The following is a 14,555-nucleotide window of genomic DNA, read 5'->3' on the forward strand; positions in this document are numbered from 1 at the left end:
GTTTCGAGGCCCCTTCGCGGGGCCTCGTTTCGTTTCAGGTCAGGCTTGCATCAATTCAGGCCGCCAGAAACGCCTGAAGAAACTGCCCCACACCGCCAAAGTTCATCGGCAGCGCGGCAACCGGGCGTTCGTACCCCTTCAATTCCACATCAAGCATCGTGTGCGGCTGAAACCGCACATCGCCCAGCGCGCCGAACACATCGGCCGAAACGAGGATGTCGCAGCCGCATTCCTTGGTCGCCGTTTCCAGCCGGAACGCTGTGTTCACAGCCTCGCCCATCGCGGTAAAGTCTGCCGCCGCGCCACTGCCGATATTGCCGACCGACGCCGTCCCCGCATTGTATCCGCAGCCAAAGCGCAGCAGCGCGGGCGGCTTGTGCTTCTTCTCGGCCAGTCGGAAAATCTCCTGATAGCCGCTGATCACGTCCAGCACGGTCACCACATCGCGCCGCGACAGCGCATTGGCCGGGTGCAGCCAGATTGCCATGATTGCATCGCCGATGAACTTGACCGACCACGCACCCGCCGCATCAAGCAATTGCCCCGCCTCGCGGTTGATATCGGCCATCATCGCCGCAATCGCCCGTTCGCCCATTGCTGCGGACAACTGGGTAAAGCCCCGAATGTCTATCACCACGGCGCTGACCAGTTGCTGGTCCATGAAGAACTGCGTGCGCCCCGCCATCGGGTCGGGCAATTCTACTGGCGCTGCTTCCTGCACGAATTCGAACGTCTGGCGGCCAATCTGGATACGGTCGCCCGATTTCAGCTGGGTCGGGGCCTGCACCGGTCGGCCGTTCAGCCAGGTGCCATTGGTGCTGCCAAGGTCGTTCAGGGTGCAGTGGCCGCTGGCGTTGCGGCGGATCATGGCGTGTTCACGCGACGCAAGACTATCCTCCAACACCACCGTGTTGGAAGGCGCGCGGCCAAAGCCGCAAATGCCCAGCCGGGCTACCGGGATCTCGCGCAAGGAGCCACCGGCATCCATGCGCAGGTACGTATCGCAATCGTCGGTCGCCACAGCCCCCTCCGCAGATCGACATAGTTTGTAACGATCCCGCAAGGCTTGGAATGTGCCGTATGGCACGCCTTTACCATTTTTGTGTCAATCCGGGATGGCAGGACAGGGGCGTTTCTGCAAGTCTGCATACAGGCATTTGCGCAGACAAGTCCCGTTTTCTGCCACTTTCAGGCGAAGATCGCGCTCGCTTTCAACAGATTGTAGGCCTCGACAACTTCCTGCAGCCGCCCTTCATACCCACGATCCCCGCCGTTTCGGTCGGGATGATACTTGCGCACAAGCTCGGAATAGCGCCCTCGCAACTTGCGCCGGTCTGCATCATAACCCAGCGCCAGCGTATCAAAAGCCTTGCGTTCGTCAGGGCTTATCCCTCGCCTCGCTGCCTCCGCCGCGCGCAAGTGATCGTCGCGCCGCGCCCGCGCCCGTTGCGCAATCGCCTCAAGCGGATCGTCGAAATCGGCCCAGCGCGGTGGCGAATCGATTCCCGCATCAGGCCGGAACGCCCGCGTCTCCCGCTCCCACCCTGAAAGTGGCGATTGCGCCTTCAGAATCTCCTCAGGCGTCATCCCGGCAAAGAAATCATAGCCCGAATTGAACTGCCGCACGTGTTCAAGGCAGAACCAGCGATAATCCCCCGGCCCATCGAACCCCGGCCTACGCACGCCCGGCGCGCGGAATTCGCCTGCCTCGTCGCAGCCGGGCGCATTGCAAAGCTGCCCGGTGCCCTGAATCCTGCCGTGAAATTTATCGGTCGTCATGCGGCTTCCACATGGCGATGAAGCCGCTAGAAGAAAAGCCATGACCGGACCAATCGCACAGGAAATCGAACGGCTTCTGACCGAAGCCCTCACCCCCACCCGCCTTGCCGTTATCAACGACAGTGCCAGCCACGCAGGCCACATGGGCGATGATGGCACCGGCGAATCGCACTTCACCGTAGAGATCGAAAGCCCCACCTTCACCGGCCAGTCGCGCGTCAACCGCCAGCGCATGGTCAACAAGGCGCTGGGCGACCTCCCCGGCCAGCGCGTCCACGCTCTGGCGATCAAGGCCACAGCGCCGGGTGAATGATGCCCCTGTGAGTGAGCGCCGCATCCGCCGCGCGGCGCGCATCCTGCTGATGGACGAGCATGACCGCCTGCTGCTCATCAGCTACGTCGCCACAGACCGGCCTCCGTTCTGGTGCGGCGTCGGCGGCGAGTGTGACCCCGGCGAGGATTTCCCCGCCGCCGCCACACGCGAACTGTTCGAGGAAACCGGCCTGCGTGTCGAAACCTGCGGCCCTGAAGTCGCCCGCTGCGCCGATGATTTCACAACGCTGGCAGGCGAACCCGTCACCGCAGACGAACGGTTCTTCCGCGTCAGTACCCAAAACTTCACGCCAGACACCAGCGGCCACACGCAGACAGAGCGCGAAATGATCAAGGAATTCCGTTGGTTCACCCGCGCCGATCTGGCAAACTGGCATGAACCGGTGTTCCCTGTGAACATCCTCGACCTGCTCGATCTTGAGGCGACACGATGAGCGTTTCCAGCGATATTGGCCCAATCATCCAGACCATCACCCCCGTCGCCCACGATCTCGGCGCGTTCGAAGTCCGCCGCGCCATCCCATCGCGCCAGCGCACGATGGTCGGCCCATTCATCTTCGTCGACCAGTTCGGCCCCGCGCACTTGCCCGCAGGCACCGCAATGGACGTGCGCCCCCACCCGCACATTAACCTCGCCACCGTCACCTGGCTGTTCGAAGGTGCGATCGACCACCGCGACAGCCTCGGCTCCTTCGCCACCATCCGCCCAGGACAGGTCAACCTGATGACCGCAGGCAGCGGCATCGTCCATTCCGAACGCTCGCCCGAAACCGAACGCCCCGGCGGCCCCCACCTCTACGGCATGCAAACCTGGCTCGCCCTGCCCGATGGCAAGGAGGAAATCGCCCCCGCCTTCGAACAGATCACCAAGCTGCCAGTAGTCGAAGACGTCTGCGCCACCGCCACCGTCATCATGGGCACCCTCTGGGGCAAGACCGCGCCGACAACCCAACACGCCGCCACCATCTACGCCGACATAGTCCTAGCCGCCGGCGGCGCGCTCCCCATCGACGCCGAAGCCGACGAACGCGCCGTCATGCTCGTAGGCGGCCAAGCCAGCATCGCCGGCCACGCCCTTGCGCTCTACGACCTCGTCGTCCTCGCCCCCGGAGCAGTCCTGAAACTGCAATCCGAAACCGGCGGCCGCGTGATGCTGATGGGCGGCGAAGCCTTCCCCACCAAACGCCACGTCTGGTGGAACTTCGTCAGCTCCAGCAGGGCGCGGATCAATCAGGCGAAGGAAGACTGGCAGGCAGGGCGGTTTCCCACGGTGCCGGGGGATGAGGTAGAGTTCATCCCACTGCCGAAGGTGGCGACTACGGTGAGTTATCCTTGATGAACAAAGGCGTCTCAAATCGTTCTGCAGCAGCGTAGAACAAAGCGACTTCGCTCTTCAGAACGGAATGTCATCATCCAAATCGTGCAACTGATCCTGATTGACGAAGTTCAGAATACTCATACACCACGGTCCTCCATGCATGAGATTATCACTAGACCGGTGACAGGGAAGCCGCGACACGAGTTGAGATGCGGACTGCTTAAGTTTATCTGGCCATCGCCAGCATAGTTCAGTCGCCAGTACTAAGCAGCCCTTACCATCACCCCTACCGGCAAATACAAAGTCCGACTCTCCCCCGGACACTCCACAAACTCCGCACAGCGCAGATAGAACCGCTTCGCCGCCTCGTCCTTCGCCTGCACCAGCACAGCCGCTATGCCGATGCTCTGCACAGCCAAAGCGATCCGCCGCAGGGCGTCGGCCAGAATGTCCGCGCCAAGGCCCTGCCCCGCACAAGTGCGGTCCACCGCCAGCCGTCCGATCACCGAAACCGGAATGCTGTCGGGCGCATTGCGGCGCAGCTTGCTGGGGGCCGCCATGCGCTCCACCGCGCCTGCCGCGATGCAGTAGTAGGCGACAACGCAATTACCCCGGCACACCACATACGTCCGCGAAAACCGGCTTTCGTTCTTCAGCGCGCGATGGCGCAGCCAGTCGTTCAGCACCGGATCGCCGCAATCGAAGGCGGAAAGATCGTGGGCGGCATTGAGCGGAACGGGCGACGATAGGCGCGGGCTTCCCGCCTCTATTTCTCCCACGCAGGCACCCGCTGCATGAGTGCGCGCAGCTTTGGCCCCGGTGCGGGCGGATTGTCGAGCGCGTCCACGAAGGCATCGAACCGTTCCGGGTCAAGCGCAAACAGCCGCTGGTCCAGCAACACATCAATCGCCTCGCGCCGCGCGCTCTCCACCATGAATTCGGTGCGCGACTTGCCCAGCACCGCCGCCGCTTCGTCAATCAACTGCCGCACGCCTGCATCGATGCGCAAATTGATGCTGCCTTTGGCCTCGGTGTTACCCGGCACGATATTACTGACATGACCCATGCGGGAAAGATGCTCCTGCGTATCCACAATGTCAATACACTCTTGCCCTAACCCATCGCCGTCATGCTGAACTTGTTTCAGCATCCATTCCTCAGCAAACACTGTCCGTACGAGAGGAGAAATGGCCCCTGAACCGCAAGCCAGCGCAGCTAAACGAGTTCGGGGCGACGGAACAGGAGGCTGCGTTGCACACCTTCACAAACACCCCCTTCCCTCCCCCGCCAATCCCTGACACCATGTCCTTAATGGGTCGGTTAAGACTCACCCAAGGGAGAGCGTGGGAATGGTATTTGCACGGCAGGCGGTGTGGATCACCGGGGCGTCATCCGGCATTGGCGCGGCGATGGCGCGGGCCTTGGCGGCGCAGGGCGCGCGGCTGATCCTTTCGGGGCGCAACGAAGCCGCGCTGAACGATCTGGCCGCGCAATGCGCCAACGCGCTGGTCCTGCCGTTCGAGGCGACCGACTATCCCGCCGCCGCCCGCGCTGCCGATATGGCGTGGCAACACTCCGGCGGCATCGACATGCTGGTCAACAACGCCGGCATCTCGCAACGCTCGCTCGCCGTGGACACCGCGTTTGAAGTTTACGACCGCATCGTCGCGGTCGATCTGCTCGCCCCCATCGCGCTGACGCAGGCCCTGCTGCCCCGCATGGCCGCACGCAAACGTGGCCGCATCGTCATGGTTTCCAGCGTTGCGGGCAAAGTCGGCTCGCCCATGCGCACGGCCTATAGCGCGGCCAAGTTCGGCCTGTTCGGCTATGCCGATGCCCTGCGCGCCGAAGTGGCCGGGCTGGGCCTGAAGGTCCACGTGATCGCGCCGGGATCGATCCGCACGAATGTTTCGCGCAATGCGCTGATGGCCGATGGATCGGCGCGCGGCACCAGCGACAAGGCCATCGAGAACGGCATCGATCCCGATGCCGCCGTCCGCCAGATGCTCAATGGCATTGCCAATGACGAACGCGAGATCATCGTGGCCGAGGGCATGGAAAAGCAGATCGGCGAACTGCGCCGCACGCCCGATGCCCTGCACGATCAGATGGCCGCCGTCGTCGCGGCAGGCTATGCCCAGAAGATGGAAGAGGGAGCGACCCAATGACCGACCTGACACGCGTAACACTCGCCAGCGGCATAGAACTTGATGTGCTTGATGCCGGGCCGAAAGACGCCCCCGTCCTCATCTTCCTCCACGGCTTCCCCGAAAGCCACCGCACCTGGCGCCACCAGATCGCGCACCTCTCCCCCCGTTTCCGCTGTATCGCGCCCGACCAGCGCGGCTATCGCGGATCGTCCAAGCCTGAGGGCGTGGAGAACTACACGCCCGACAAACTCGTCGGCGACATTTTCCAGCTCGCCGATGCGCTGGGCGTCGGCCAGTTCACGATCCTCGGCCACGATTGGGGCGGCGCGCTCGCATGGGGCGTGGCTTTGCTCGGCCAAGGCACGCGCGTGACGCGCGCGGTGATCGCCAATGCGCCGCACCCCGTCCTCTTCCCCCGCCTGCTCTGGACCGATCCGCAGCAGCGCGCCGCCAGCCAATACATGCGCGCTTTCCGCGATACCGCCAACGATGCGCTGGTGCGCGAACACGGCCTCGGCGCCTTGCTGATGAAGGCGCTGAACTGGGAACGCTCACCCACGCTGGAGGATGCAGAGCGCGACGCCCTGATGCAGGACTGGTCCAACCCCGATGCCGCCATCGCCATGCTCAACTGGTATCGCGCCAGCCCGATGGCCGTGCCGCCAATGGACGCGCCCTTCGCCCTGCCCGAAGGCTATCAGGACGCCCCGCTGCCCCCGCTGCAAATCCCCACGCTGGTGATCTGGGCAATGGACGACATGGCCCTGCCCCCCTGCAACCTCGAAGGCATGGACAAGCTGGTCACCAACCTGACGGTAGAGCCGGTCCACGATTGCGGCCACTTCGTCCCGTGGGAAGCGCCCGACAAAGTCAACGCCGCGCTGGATCGCTTTCTGGCCTGAACTTCACCGACACGTCGCCCATCCCCCGGCCCGCTGCGCCTGATCGAGGTGCAGGTGGTCGGCATGAGCGGCGTTGTATTCGGGCGAAAGCACTGTCGCGAAACTCTCGCATGCCGCATCACGGGCGGCGCGCAGGAATGCGGCCCTCTTGCCCTCATCGGCGTCGCCTCCGTCGCCCCAGTCCTTCAACACGCCAATCCGCCGACCATCTTCCAGCACGAAAGCGGCAATATCGATAGCATTGCCCGTCGCATGCTCGCTCCAACTGCCCGCTGAACCGCCCCCAATCCGCCGGCAATTGTTCGTGCCGAAATGCTCGATCCGCGCCACCTGGCTCCCCAGAAGCCGCTGCGCTGCCGGTTGCACCCCATGCCGCAGCCACAGCGCCAGCCCGGCATCCACCGCACACGTCGCCTGCGCCCCACGCGGAGCCAGCGCCACATCAGCCTGCGCTGCGCTTGTCAGCACTTGCCGGTCATCGCGCAAACACTGCCCCTCGCCCGCAGGCGGCAAAGCCTCGGCCGCTATCAGGCTGCGATCCAGAAAGGCGCGGCATTCCGCCCGATCTCCGCGCAGCGCTTGCACCTTCACCCCGCTCGCCCAACCCGGAGGATCGCCTAGCATCAGCGGTGCCCACGGATCATGCTCCGGGTGGTCCTTCAACCACACATAGCCCGCCGCCCCCACCGACGCCGCGCACAGCAAGCCCACGATGGAGCGGATGATCGATCGACGCATCAAGGGGTAATCCGGCAGCGCTGAATTCGTTTCAGCCGAACCACTCCACCCAGGCCCCATGTGCATGGGCAGCGCACAGCAGTGCTGGTTCCGCACCATCTGTCTGCCCTTTGGCGGGCCAATAGCGCACCATCAGTTCATGCCGGAACGTCTCGCGGTTCGTCTCCAGCATCACCCACGCCAGCCGCCGCCGCGCATCGGCCTTCGCCCCCGCCTGCGCCATAGCGGCCTCGATCCGCGCGCGCGTTTCGGGCGGCAGATATTGCCAGACGATGGAATGGAACACCACGCGTGTAGTGTCATCCTCCTGCGGCGCTGCCAGCCGCGCGTCCACAAAGTCCGCCGCGTCCATCTGCACCACATCGGGTGCCTTTTGCCCCGCCAGCGCAATCGCCGCATCGATCCGCCGGATCCGCTCGGTCACCTCAGCCCAGACATAGGACTTCAGCCGCAGCGCCTGTGCGGGATCGGCCAGATTCACCGGCGCGCGATCACACCCTTGTATGCCCACAATCTCCACCGCCCCCTCCGGCGGAGGTGGCCCGCGCCATTCCGGCACGATCCGCATGGGCGATCCCTCCGGCCCCACCTTGGTCCCGCCAAGGTCGAACCAGAACCGCTCCATCATCGTGTTCACGCCGGCGCTCGAGCCCAGTTCGTTCAGCTCGAACCTTGGCCCCAACCGCTGCGCCAGCCACAGCAACCCCGCCATGATCGAGGCTGATCGCCCCGCCTCATTGGTCTGCGGCGGCCCGTCGAGCCACGGCAGCAGCGCCGCGTCATGCTCGCGCGTCACCGCCAGCACCAGCGCATCGACCTCGGCCTGATCGGTCACTTCCCCGCGATAGACCGCCCCCAGCCGCGTATCCGCGCCCGTCAGCACCAGATGGTGAAATCCGCCAGCCAGCCGCAGCGGCAGCGCATCTTCCAGCGGCTTGCCCGGCCACGCAGCGATTCGCCTGCCAACCTCAGTCGCACCGTCCAGCAGCGCCAATTGCCCCCTCACAACCCGCCCCGTGCACGGCGCTCCGTTGTTCGTGGCATGGTCCGCCTGCCATTCGATGGCTTTTGCGACCTCATCGATCTCCATGATCGGGTTCATTCGGTTGCCCTTTGCGCTGCTGTGCCATAAGGGCGGCGGGTTATGACCACCGCCGCACCGCTCGTCTTCGCCCTGCCCAAGGGCCGCATTCTCGAAGAGGCTCTGCCCCTGCTCGAGAAAGCCGGTATCGTGCCAGAGGCCGATTTCTTCAACAAGGCCTCGCGCGCCCTGTCCTTCGCCACCAACCGGCCCGATGTAAAGATCATCCGCGTCCGCGCCTTCGATGTGGCAACATTCGTGGCCCACGGCGCAGCGCACGCTGGCGTAGTCGGGTCTGACGTGATCGACGAATTCGACTACGCTGATCTTTACGCGCCCGTAGACCTCAACATCGGCCACTGCCGCCTGTCGGTGGCAGAGCCGGTCGCGATGGTCGAATCGGGCGCCAATGCCCGCGAAAGCCACGCCCGCGTCGCCACCAAATATCCCAACCTCACCCGCCGCCACTTCGAAAAGCTGGGCGTGCAGGCAGAGGTGGTGAAGCTGAACGGCGCGATGGAGCTTGCCCCGTCGTTGGGCCTCGCCAGCCGCATCGTCGATCTCGTCTCCACCGGCCGCACGCTGAAGGAAAACGGGTTGGTCGAAACCAGCCAGATCCTGCCCGTCTCGGCCCGTCTGATCGTCAACCGCGCCGCGCTCAAGACCGACAGCGCCCGCCTCGGCGCGCTGGTCGATGCCTTCCGCGCACTGGTTGCGGAAAAGGAAGCCGCCTGATGCTCCGCCTCAAGTCCAGCGATCCCGATTTCGCGCGCGCTTTCGCCCGTCTGGTGAAGGACCGCCGCGAAAGTGACGAAGGTGTCGCCCGCGATGTCCAGACCATCATCGAAGACGTGCGCCTGCGCGGCGATGAAGCCTTGGCCGAATACACCGCCAAGTTCGATGGCCACAGCCCCGCCGAAGACGCTTGGCGCATCAGCCCCGAAGACTGCCGCGAAGCCTTCGACGCGCTGAAGCCCGATCTGCGCGCCGCGCTCGAACTCGCCGCCCAGCGCATCCGCGATTACCACCGCGCACAATTGCCTGAGAACCGCGACTACACCGACGAAACCGGCATGCGCCTCGGCGCACGGTGGACCGCAGTGGACGGCGCAGGCCTCTATGTCCCCGGTGGCCGCGCGTCCTATCCCTCCTCGCTGCTGATGAACGCCATCCCCGCCAAGGTCGCGGGCGTGGAACGCCTCGTCGTCGTCACCCCCACGCCCAAGGGCGAAGCCAACCCCCTCGTCCTTGCCGCCGCGCATCTTGCAGGCGCTGACGAGGTGTGGCGCGTCGGCGGCGCACAGGCCGTGGCCGCGCTTGCCTATGGTACCGCCCGCATCAAGCCTGTCGATGTCATCACAGGCCCCGGCAACGCTTGGGTTGCAGAAGCCAAGCGCCAGCTGTTCGGCGTGGTTGGCATAGACATGGTTGCTGGCCCTTCCGAAATTCTCGTAATTGCCGACGCCAAGAACGATCCGCAGTGGATCGCCGCAGACCTGCTCAGCCAGGCCGAGCATGATCCCGTCGCGCAATCCATCCTCATCACCGATGATGCGGCCTTTGCCGATCAGGTGGCGGACATGATCGGTGTGGAAATCGCCCTCCTGCCCACCGCGCGCGTCGCCAAGGCCAGCTGGGACAATCACGGCGTCATCATCGTGGTCGATTCGCTCGACGAGGCTCCCGCTCTCGCCAATGCGCTGGCCGCCGAACACGTGGAAATCGCCACCGACGATCCGCAAAGCCTGTTTGACCGCATCCGCCACGCCGGGTCGGTCTTCCTTGGCCGCATGACACCCGAAGCCGTCGGCGATTACGTCGCCGGGCCAAACCACGTCCTGCCCACCGGGCGCCGCGCGCGCTTCTCCTCGGGCCTTTCCGTTCTGGATTTCATGAAACGCACCAGCTTTATCGCGGCCTCTGACGCGGCGCTCGCCGCCGTCGGCCCCGCCGCCATCGCCCTTGCCGAGGCTGAAGGCCTCGCCGCCCACGCCCGCTCCATCGAATTGAGGCTCGGGCTATGACCCAGATTTCCGGCAAAGCCCGCGCCGCGTCGCGCCTCTCCGCCGTGCAGGCGCTCTATCAGATCGACATGGAGCAGACCCAGTTGCACCTGCTGCTCGATGAATTCCACCAGCACCGTCTGGGCGCAGAGATCGAGGACGTCGAATACCTCAAGGCCGACGTTCCCTTCTTCGACGATCTGGTGAAGGGCGTCGATGCCCGCCGCAACGAGATTGACCTGATGCTCTCGGCCAAGCTGGCCAAGGGCTGGTCGCTCGCACGCCTCGACAAGACCATGCTACAAATCCTGCGCGCAGGCAGCTACGAACTGATGGCCCGCAAGGACGTGCCCATCGCCACCGTCATCACTGAATATGTCGACGTCGCCCACGCCTTCTTTGAAGAGCGTGAAGCCAAATTCGTCAACGGCGTGCTGGATGCGGTGTCTAAGGACGTGCGCTAACCACCCAAAATCCTCCCCATTTTCGCGCAGCGCAAATGGGGAGGTGGCATTCGCGCCAGCGAATGACGGAGGGGCTTTGTACCCCTCCACCACCAGTTCCGCTGGCGGACCCCGTCTCCTCTCACTTTCGTCACCCCCGCGCAGGCGGGGGTCCAGCCTGCAAAAACGTCGTCGCATGGCGACGGCCTTCAGGGCACTGGATTCCCGCCTGCGCGGGAATGACGAGGAAAATCTACAACCGCTCCGCATGCCAGCGGATATGGTCTTCCATAAACGTCGAGATGAAATTGTAGCTGTGGTCATACCCCGGCTGCAACCGCAGCGTCAGGTCAACGCCCGCTGCCTTGCACGCCGCATCCAGCAGTTCTGGCCGCAGTTGTTCCGCAAGGAAACCATCCGCTTCACCCTGATCCACCAGCACCGCGCCCGCAGGCAGCTTGCCGTCCTCGAGCAGCGCCACCGCATCATGCTTCCGCCATGCCGCGCGGTCATCGCCCAGATAGCCGCCCAGCGCCTTGTGGCCCCACGGCACCTGCCCCGGCGCAACAATCGGCGCAAAGGCCGACAGCGACTTGAACTTCTCAGGGTAGGTCAGCCCCAGCGTCAGCGCGCCGTGTCCGCCCATCGAATGGCCGGTAATACCCATGCGATCCAGATCGACCGGGAAGTTCGCCCCCAGCAGTGCGGGCAATTCGTCGGCAATGTAATCCCACATGCGGTAATGCTGCGCGAATGGCTCCTGCGTGGCGTTGACATAGAACCCTGCGCCCAGCCCGAAATCATAGGCTGCGTCAGGATCATCGGCCACACCCTCGCCGCGCGGTGACGTATCGGGCGCAACGAACACGATTCCCAGTTCCGCACATGCCCGGCGATATTCGCCCTTGTCGGTCACATTGGCATGAGTGCAGGTCAGCCCTGAAAGATAGACCAACACCGGCAACTTGGCGTCCGCGTCCGCCGCCTGTGGGGGCAGGAAGACCGAAAAGGTCATTCCCGTCCCCGTCGACGCGGACTCATGCTTGTAGACACCCAGCGTTCCGCCGTGCGCCTTGCTTGTCGAGACCGTTTCAAGTGTCATCAGGCGATAATGTCCAACGCACACAGCTTGTTACCAGCCGGATCGCGCAGATAGGCAAGGTAATAGGGCGAACCTTCACGCGGTCCCGGCGGATCTTCGCAAGCGATCCCGCCAGCGGCAAGGCCGGCCTCGTGCCAGGCGTTGGCTTGCTCGGGCGACATGCGGAAACCGATTGTGCCACCGTTCGCACCGCAAGCCGGCGCACCGTCAATCGGCTTGGTTACGATGAACAGCCCGCCATTGTGCTGATAGATCAGCCGCCCCTTGGGATCGGTGATCGCTTCCGGGCCGCCAAAGGCCTTGAACGTGGCGTCATAGAACGTCTTGGCAGCGTCGATATCGTCGGCGCCCACCATCACATGGCTGAACATTCGCACTCTCCCAAACAGGTTGCAGTGGTTAGAGAGCTAAGCGAAAGCCGTGTCCGGTCAAGCGTCCATGCGGGAATTCTTTGTTGCCATTTGGACTCAAGCGGCAGGATCAAGCACGCCCAGCACGGCAACAACAAGCACCACGCCCAGCCCCGCCGCCAGCTCCAGCAGCAACGAACGCCGCAGCCGCGCTTCCGCCCCCACCTCGCCCCGCTCCAGCGCAGGCACGATCCGCCAGCGATTGCCCGCCGCCAGCGCCAGCATCAGCGCGAACAGCGCGATCTTCACACCGAGCAAGCCCATCCACCGGCTCTGCCAAACCGGCGGAAAACCGGCGATTGCCAACGTGTTGATCGCTCCGGTCAGCACCAGCACCGCCACCACCACGCTGCCGGTCCGTGCAAAGCGGGCCAGCGCCTGCACATCAGCCTTGCGCAACAGCGCATTGCCCACAAACGTCACCAGCGCCCCGATCCACAGCGCCGCCGCAATCAGGTGCAGCCCATCGGCCCAACGATGCAGCGCCCACTCACTCGCCCCGGCATGGCCGGTCAGAGCCATCGAGCACAGCGCCACCGCGCCCGCCAGCGCCATGACCGGCAACCGCAGCACTTTCAGCGGCACCACCGCCGCCATCGCCACGCAGGCCAGGGCGGTCAGCCGCCATTCCATCACCGCGCCCAGCGGCGTTGCCGCCAGCACCGCCTCGGCGGTTGGCTGGTCGAGGTCGGCCAACGGCAAACCCGCCATCGCCGCCACGCTTTCCAGCGCCCACCAGACCGACGCCGCCCCGGCGATCAGCGCCAGAACAACGAGCGCGGCGCGCATCCGGCCAGAAAGCGCGCGGCCAGCGGCAAGCGCCTGCAAAGGCAGCCCGGCGACCAGCAGCAGCGCAACATACGCCCCTGCCCGCGCCGCGATAAGTGCCCCCGTTTCCAAAGGCTTAGCGAACGGTGAAGGCGTACTGCCCTTCGATCCGGTGCTGGTCCCCTGCCACCGCGTGCCATTTCAGGTTATAGGTTCCGGCAGGCAGCGCGCGCGGCAGGGTGACGGTCAGAACCTTGCCCTTGGCCTCGCTTTTGAACCCCTTGATCGGCATGGGCGCGTGGTTGGCCATGCCGGGCATCCCGGTCATCACCAGCTCGATGCCCGAAAGCGGGCCGACAAGGTTTTCCGAAAACGTCAGCGTCAGCTTGGTGGGCTTCGCCACCGCCGTGTTCGCCGCCGGGCTGGCCGAAACCAGCTTGGGATGCGCAAAGGCCGCGCCGGGCAGAGCGAGCAATGCAAGGACCGGGGCGGCGAGGAGAGCGAGACGGCGCATGGATAGTCCTTTCGGCTTGGGATCTTGCCGGGTTTACGCACAGTGTGGGCCGATCCCTCACTCTTGGGGCGAAATAGTGCCCACCCCCAACCCCTCCCGCTCATCCTGAGCCTGTCGAAGGGGGGGAGGGGAGTGCAAGCGGCTGTTTTTGCCCTCCCGCAGGCGGGAGGGCCGCGAGACTTAGCGAGCCGGAGGCGAAGTTAGTCGCAGCGGGGTGGGCAGCGCGCACAAAAAACCTTGAGGGATTGCGGCATCACGCGCGTAATACATTTGCCCGCAACCTAAGGACCAAGCCCGCGATGGCCGACATCGACGATCTTCTCGGCGCTCTCGCCGCAAAAACCCCGCCTGCGCTTGTCGCGCTGGAAAGCCAGGTATTCCAAGGCCTTGCCCAGCGGCGTGAGCAAGCCGCCGCGCGGCGCGGCATGGTGCTGGCTGTCGCTGCTGCTGCCGTGGTGGGCATTGTTGGTTCGGTCGCCCCTTCGGCCCCGGCGCAGGCCGAGCCGCTGTTCGGCGTGCCGCAAGACGCGCCCTCACACTTGCTGGCCGACTGATGGCTCCTGCGCTGCGATACGTTCTGGTGGCCGTGCTTTCCGCCGCCATTGCCCTTGCCGCCAGCCACTTTGCGCGCGGGCTTCTGCCCACAAAGCACGGCAGCGAATTGCACCAGCTTATGCATGATCGGCTGGACCTGACGGCGGCGCAGCAAGCGAAAATCGACCAGTTGGAGGAGGACTTTTCCAACACGCGCACGGCGCTTGACGCACAGCTTCGGGAATCCAACATGGCGCTTGCCCGCGCGATCGAGGCGGAGCAGAAAATCGGCCCGAAAGTGAGCGCGGCGGTCGATGCATCGCACATGGCGATGGGGGATTTGCAGAAAGCGACCCTGGCCCACGTGTTTGCCATGAGAAGCGTGCTAACCCCTTCACAACAAGCAGTTTTTGACCGGGAAATAGCGCGCGCGCTGACAAGTCCGAACAACACCTAGATGCACCTAGCAGCACCTAGACG

At 64.6% G+C, this 14,555-nt stretch carries 20 protein-coding genes; 10 read left to right on the forward strand and 10 right to left on the reverse strand.

What is annotated here, in order from left to right:
• Nucleotides 1-55: 55 nt before the first annotated feature.
• Nucleotides 56-1,021, reverse strand: coding sequence for an adenylate/guanylate cyclase domain-containing protein (locus Q8R81_RS17365; RefSeq protein WP_305619775.1), 966 nt, complete (start codon nucleotides 1,019-1,021; stop codon nucleotides 56-58).
• A 167-nt stretch (nucleotides 1,022-1,188) separates the two neighbouring features.
• Entirely contained in the window at nucleotides 1,189-1,779 is a 591-nt protein-coding gene (locus Q8R81_RS17370) for a J domain-containing protein (RefSeq protein WP_305619776.1), read from the reverse strand.
• 40 nt (nucleotides 1,780-1,819) lie between these two features.
• Between Q8R81_RS17370 and Q8R81_RS17375 the strand changes: the two genes are divergently transcribed.
• Genes Q8R81_RS17375 through Q8R81_RS17385 form a run of 3 tightly spaced genes read left to right on the forward strand, consistent with a single transcriptional unit; the run spans nucleotide 1,820 to nucleotide 3,448 of the window.
• Complete coding sequence (locus Q8R81_RS17375; RefSeq protein ID WP_305619777.1) at nucleotides 1,820-2,092, forward strand: BolA family transcriptional regulator; 273 nt, start codon at nucleotides 1,820-1,822, stop codon at nucleotides 2,090-2,092.
• A gap of 7 nt (nucleotides 2,093-2,099) precedes the next feature.
• On the forward strand, nucleotides 2,100-2,546 hold the full coding sequence (locus Q8R81_RS17380; protein ID WP_305619778.1) for an NUDIX hydrolase: 447 nt from the start codon (nucleotides 2,100-2,102) through the stop codon (nucleotides 2,544-2,546).
• Nucleotides 2,543-3,448 (forward strand): pirin family protein, encoded by a 906-nt coding sequence (locus Q8R81_RS17385; RefSeq protein ID WP_305619779.1) that lies wholly within the window; start codon nucleotides 2,543-2,545, stop codon nucleotides 3,446-3,448. Before Q8R81_RS17380 ends, Q8R81_RS17385 begins: the two co-directional genes overlap by 4 nt.
• Before the next feature lie 245 nt (nucleotides 3,449-3,693).
• Here the strand turns inward: Q8R81_RS17385 and Q8R81_RS17390 are convergent, their stop codons facing one another.
• Both Q8R81_RS17390 and Q8R81_RS17395 read right to left on the reverse strand, forming a co-directional pair.
• Nucleotides 3,694-4,209, reverse strand: coding sequence for a GNAT family N-acetyltransferase (locus Q8R81_RS17390; RefSeq protein ID WP_305619780.1), 516 nt, complete (start codon nucleotides 4,207-4,209; stop codon nucleotides 3,694-3,696).
• Nucleotides 4,197-4,496 (reverse strand): DUF1778 domain-containing protein, encoded by a 300-nt coding sequence (locus Q8R81_RS17395; RefSeq protein WP_305619781.1) that lies wholly within the window; start codon nucleotides 4,494-4,496, stop codon nucleotides 4,197-4,199. Before Q8R81_RS17395 ends, Q8R81_RS17390 begins: the two co-directional genes overlap by 13 nt.
• Before the next feature lie 283 nt (nucleotides 4,497-4,779).
• Here Q8R81_RS17395 and Q8R81_RS17400 point away from each other — a divergent pair, with 283 nt between their 5' ends.
• Nucleotides 4,780-5,598, forward strand: coding sequence for an SDR family NAD(P)-dependent oxidoreductase (locus Q8R81_RS17400; RefSeq protein ID WP_305619782.1), 819 nt, complete (start codon nucleotides 4,780-4,782; stop codon nucleotides 5,596-5,598).
• Nucleotides 5,595-6,482 (forward strand): alpha/beta fold hydrolase, encoded by an 888-nt coding sequence (locus Q8R81_RS17405; protein ID WP_305619783.1) that lies wholly within the window; start codon nucleotides 5,595-5,597, stop codon nucleotides 6,480-6,482. Before Q8R81_RS17400 ends, Q8R81_RS17405 begins: the two co-directional genes overlap by 4 nt.
• Before the next feature lie 3 nt (nucleotides 6,483-6,485).
• Here Q8R81_RS17405 and Q8R81_RS17410 read toward each other — a convergent pair whose 3' ends face one another.
• Together Q8R81_RS17410 and Q8R81_RS17415 are read right to left on the reverse strand one after the other, a co-directional pair.
• Nucleotides 6,486-7,220, reverse strand: coding sequence for an extensin family protein (locus Q8R81_RS17410; RefSeq protein ID WP_305619784.1), 735 nt, complete (start codon nucleotides 7,218-7,220; stop codon nucleotides 6,486-6,488).
• Between the two features lie 31 nt (nucleotides 7,221-7,251).
• The gene (locus tag Q8R81_RS17415; protein ID WP_305619785.1) at nucleotides 7,252-8,322 is read right to left on the reverse strand and encodes a DUF2332 domain-containing protein; all 1,071 of its coding nucleotides are present in this window, start codon (nucleotides 8,320-8,322) and stop codon (nucleotides 7,252-7,254) included.
• A gap of 42 nt (nucleotides 8,323-8,364) precedes the next feature.
• On the opposite strand from Q8R81_RS17415, the gene hisG reads away from it, so the two are divergent.
• The 3 genes from hisG to nusB are packed head-to-tail and all read left to right on the forward strand — an operon-like array spanning nucleotide 8,365 to nucleotide 10,768.
• Nucleotides 8,365-9,036 carry an ATP phosphoribosyltransferase gene (hisG, locus tag Q8R81_RS17420; RefSeq protein WP_292624889.1) on the forward strand — a complete coding sequence of 224 codons (672 nt, stop codon included), beginning with the start codon at nucleotides 8,365-8,367 and terminating at the stop codon, nucleotides 9,034-9,036.
• A complete protein-coding gene (gene hisD / locus Q8R81_RS17425; RefSeq protein ID WP_305619786.1) occupies nucleotides 9,036-10,325 on the forward strand; it encodes a histidinol dehydrogenase in 1,290 nt (429 codons plus the stop codon). The genes hisG and hisD overlap by 1 nt, the downstream gene beginning before the upstream one ends.
• Entirely contained in the window at nucleotides 10,322-10,768 is a 447-nt protein-coding gene (gene nusB, locus Q8R81_RS17430; protein ID WP_305619787.1) for a transcription antitermination factor NusB, read from the forward strand. Before hisD ends, nusB begins: the two co-directional genes overlap by 4 nt.
• 232 nt (nucleotides 10,769-11,000) lie before the next feature.
• Here the strand turns inward: nusB and fghA are convergent, their stop codons facing one another.
• From fghA to copC, 4 genes are all read right to left on the reverse strand, one after another.
• A complete protein-coding gene (gene fghA, locus Q8R81_RS17435) occupies nucleotides 11,001-11,849 on the reverse strand; it encodes an S-formylglutathione hydrolase (protein ID WP_305619788.1) in 849 nt (282 codons plus the stop codon).
• Entirely contained in the window at nucleotides 11,849-12,220 is a 372-nt protein-coding gene (locus Q8R81_RS17440; RefSeq protein WP_305619789.1) for a VOC family protein, read from the reverse strand. Before Q8R81_RS17440 ends, fghA begins: the two co-directional genes overlap by 1 nt.
• Before the next feature lie 96 nt (nucleotides 12,221-12,316).
• On the reverse strand, nucleotides 12,317-13,159 hold the full coding sequence (locus Q8R81_RS17445; protein WP_305619790.1) for a CopD family protein: 843 nt from the start codon (nucleotides 13,157-13,159) through the stop codon (nucleotides 12,317-12,319).
• A 4-nt stretch (nucleotides 13,160-13,163) separates the two neighbouring features.
• The gene (gene copC / locus Q8R81_RS17450; protein WP_305619791.1) at nucleotides 13,164-13,541 is read right to left on the reverse strand and encodes a copper homeostasis periplasmic binding protein CopC; all 378 of its coding nucleotides are present in this window, start codon (nucleotides 13,539-13,541) and stop codon (nucleotides 13,164-13,166) included.
• Between the two features lie 299 nt (nucleotides 13,542-13,840).
• Here copC and Q8R81_RS17455 point away from each other — a divergent pair, with 299 nt between their 5' ends.
• A complete protein-coding gene (locus tag Q8R81_RS17455; protein ID WP_305619792.1) occupies nucleotides 13,841-14,095 on the forward strand; it encodes a hypothetical protein in 255 nt (84 codons plus the stop codon).
• 32 nt (nucleotides 14,096-14,127) lie between these two features.
• Entirely contained in the window at nucleotides 14,128-14,532 is a 405-nt protein-coding gene (locus tag Q8R81_RS17460; RefSeq protein WP_371135395.1) for a Spy/CpxP family protein refolding chaperone, read from the forward strand.
• Nucleotides 14,533-14,555: the final 23 nt, after the last annotated feature.

Source organism: Novosphingobium sp., assembly GCF_030696665.1.
In the GTDB taxonomy this organism is placed as follows: Bacteria; Pseudomonadota; Alphaproteobacteria; order Sphingomonadales; family Sphingomonadaceae; genus Novosphingobium.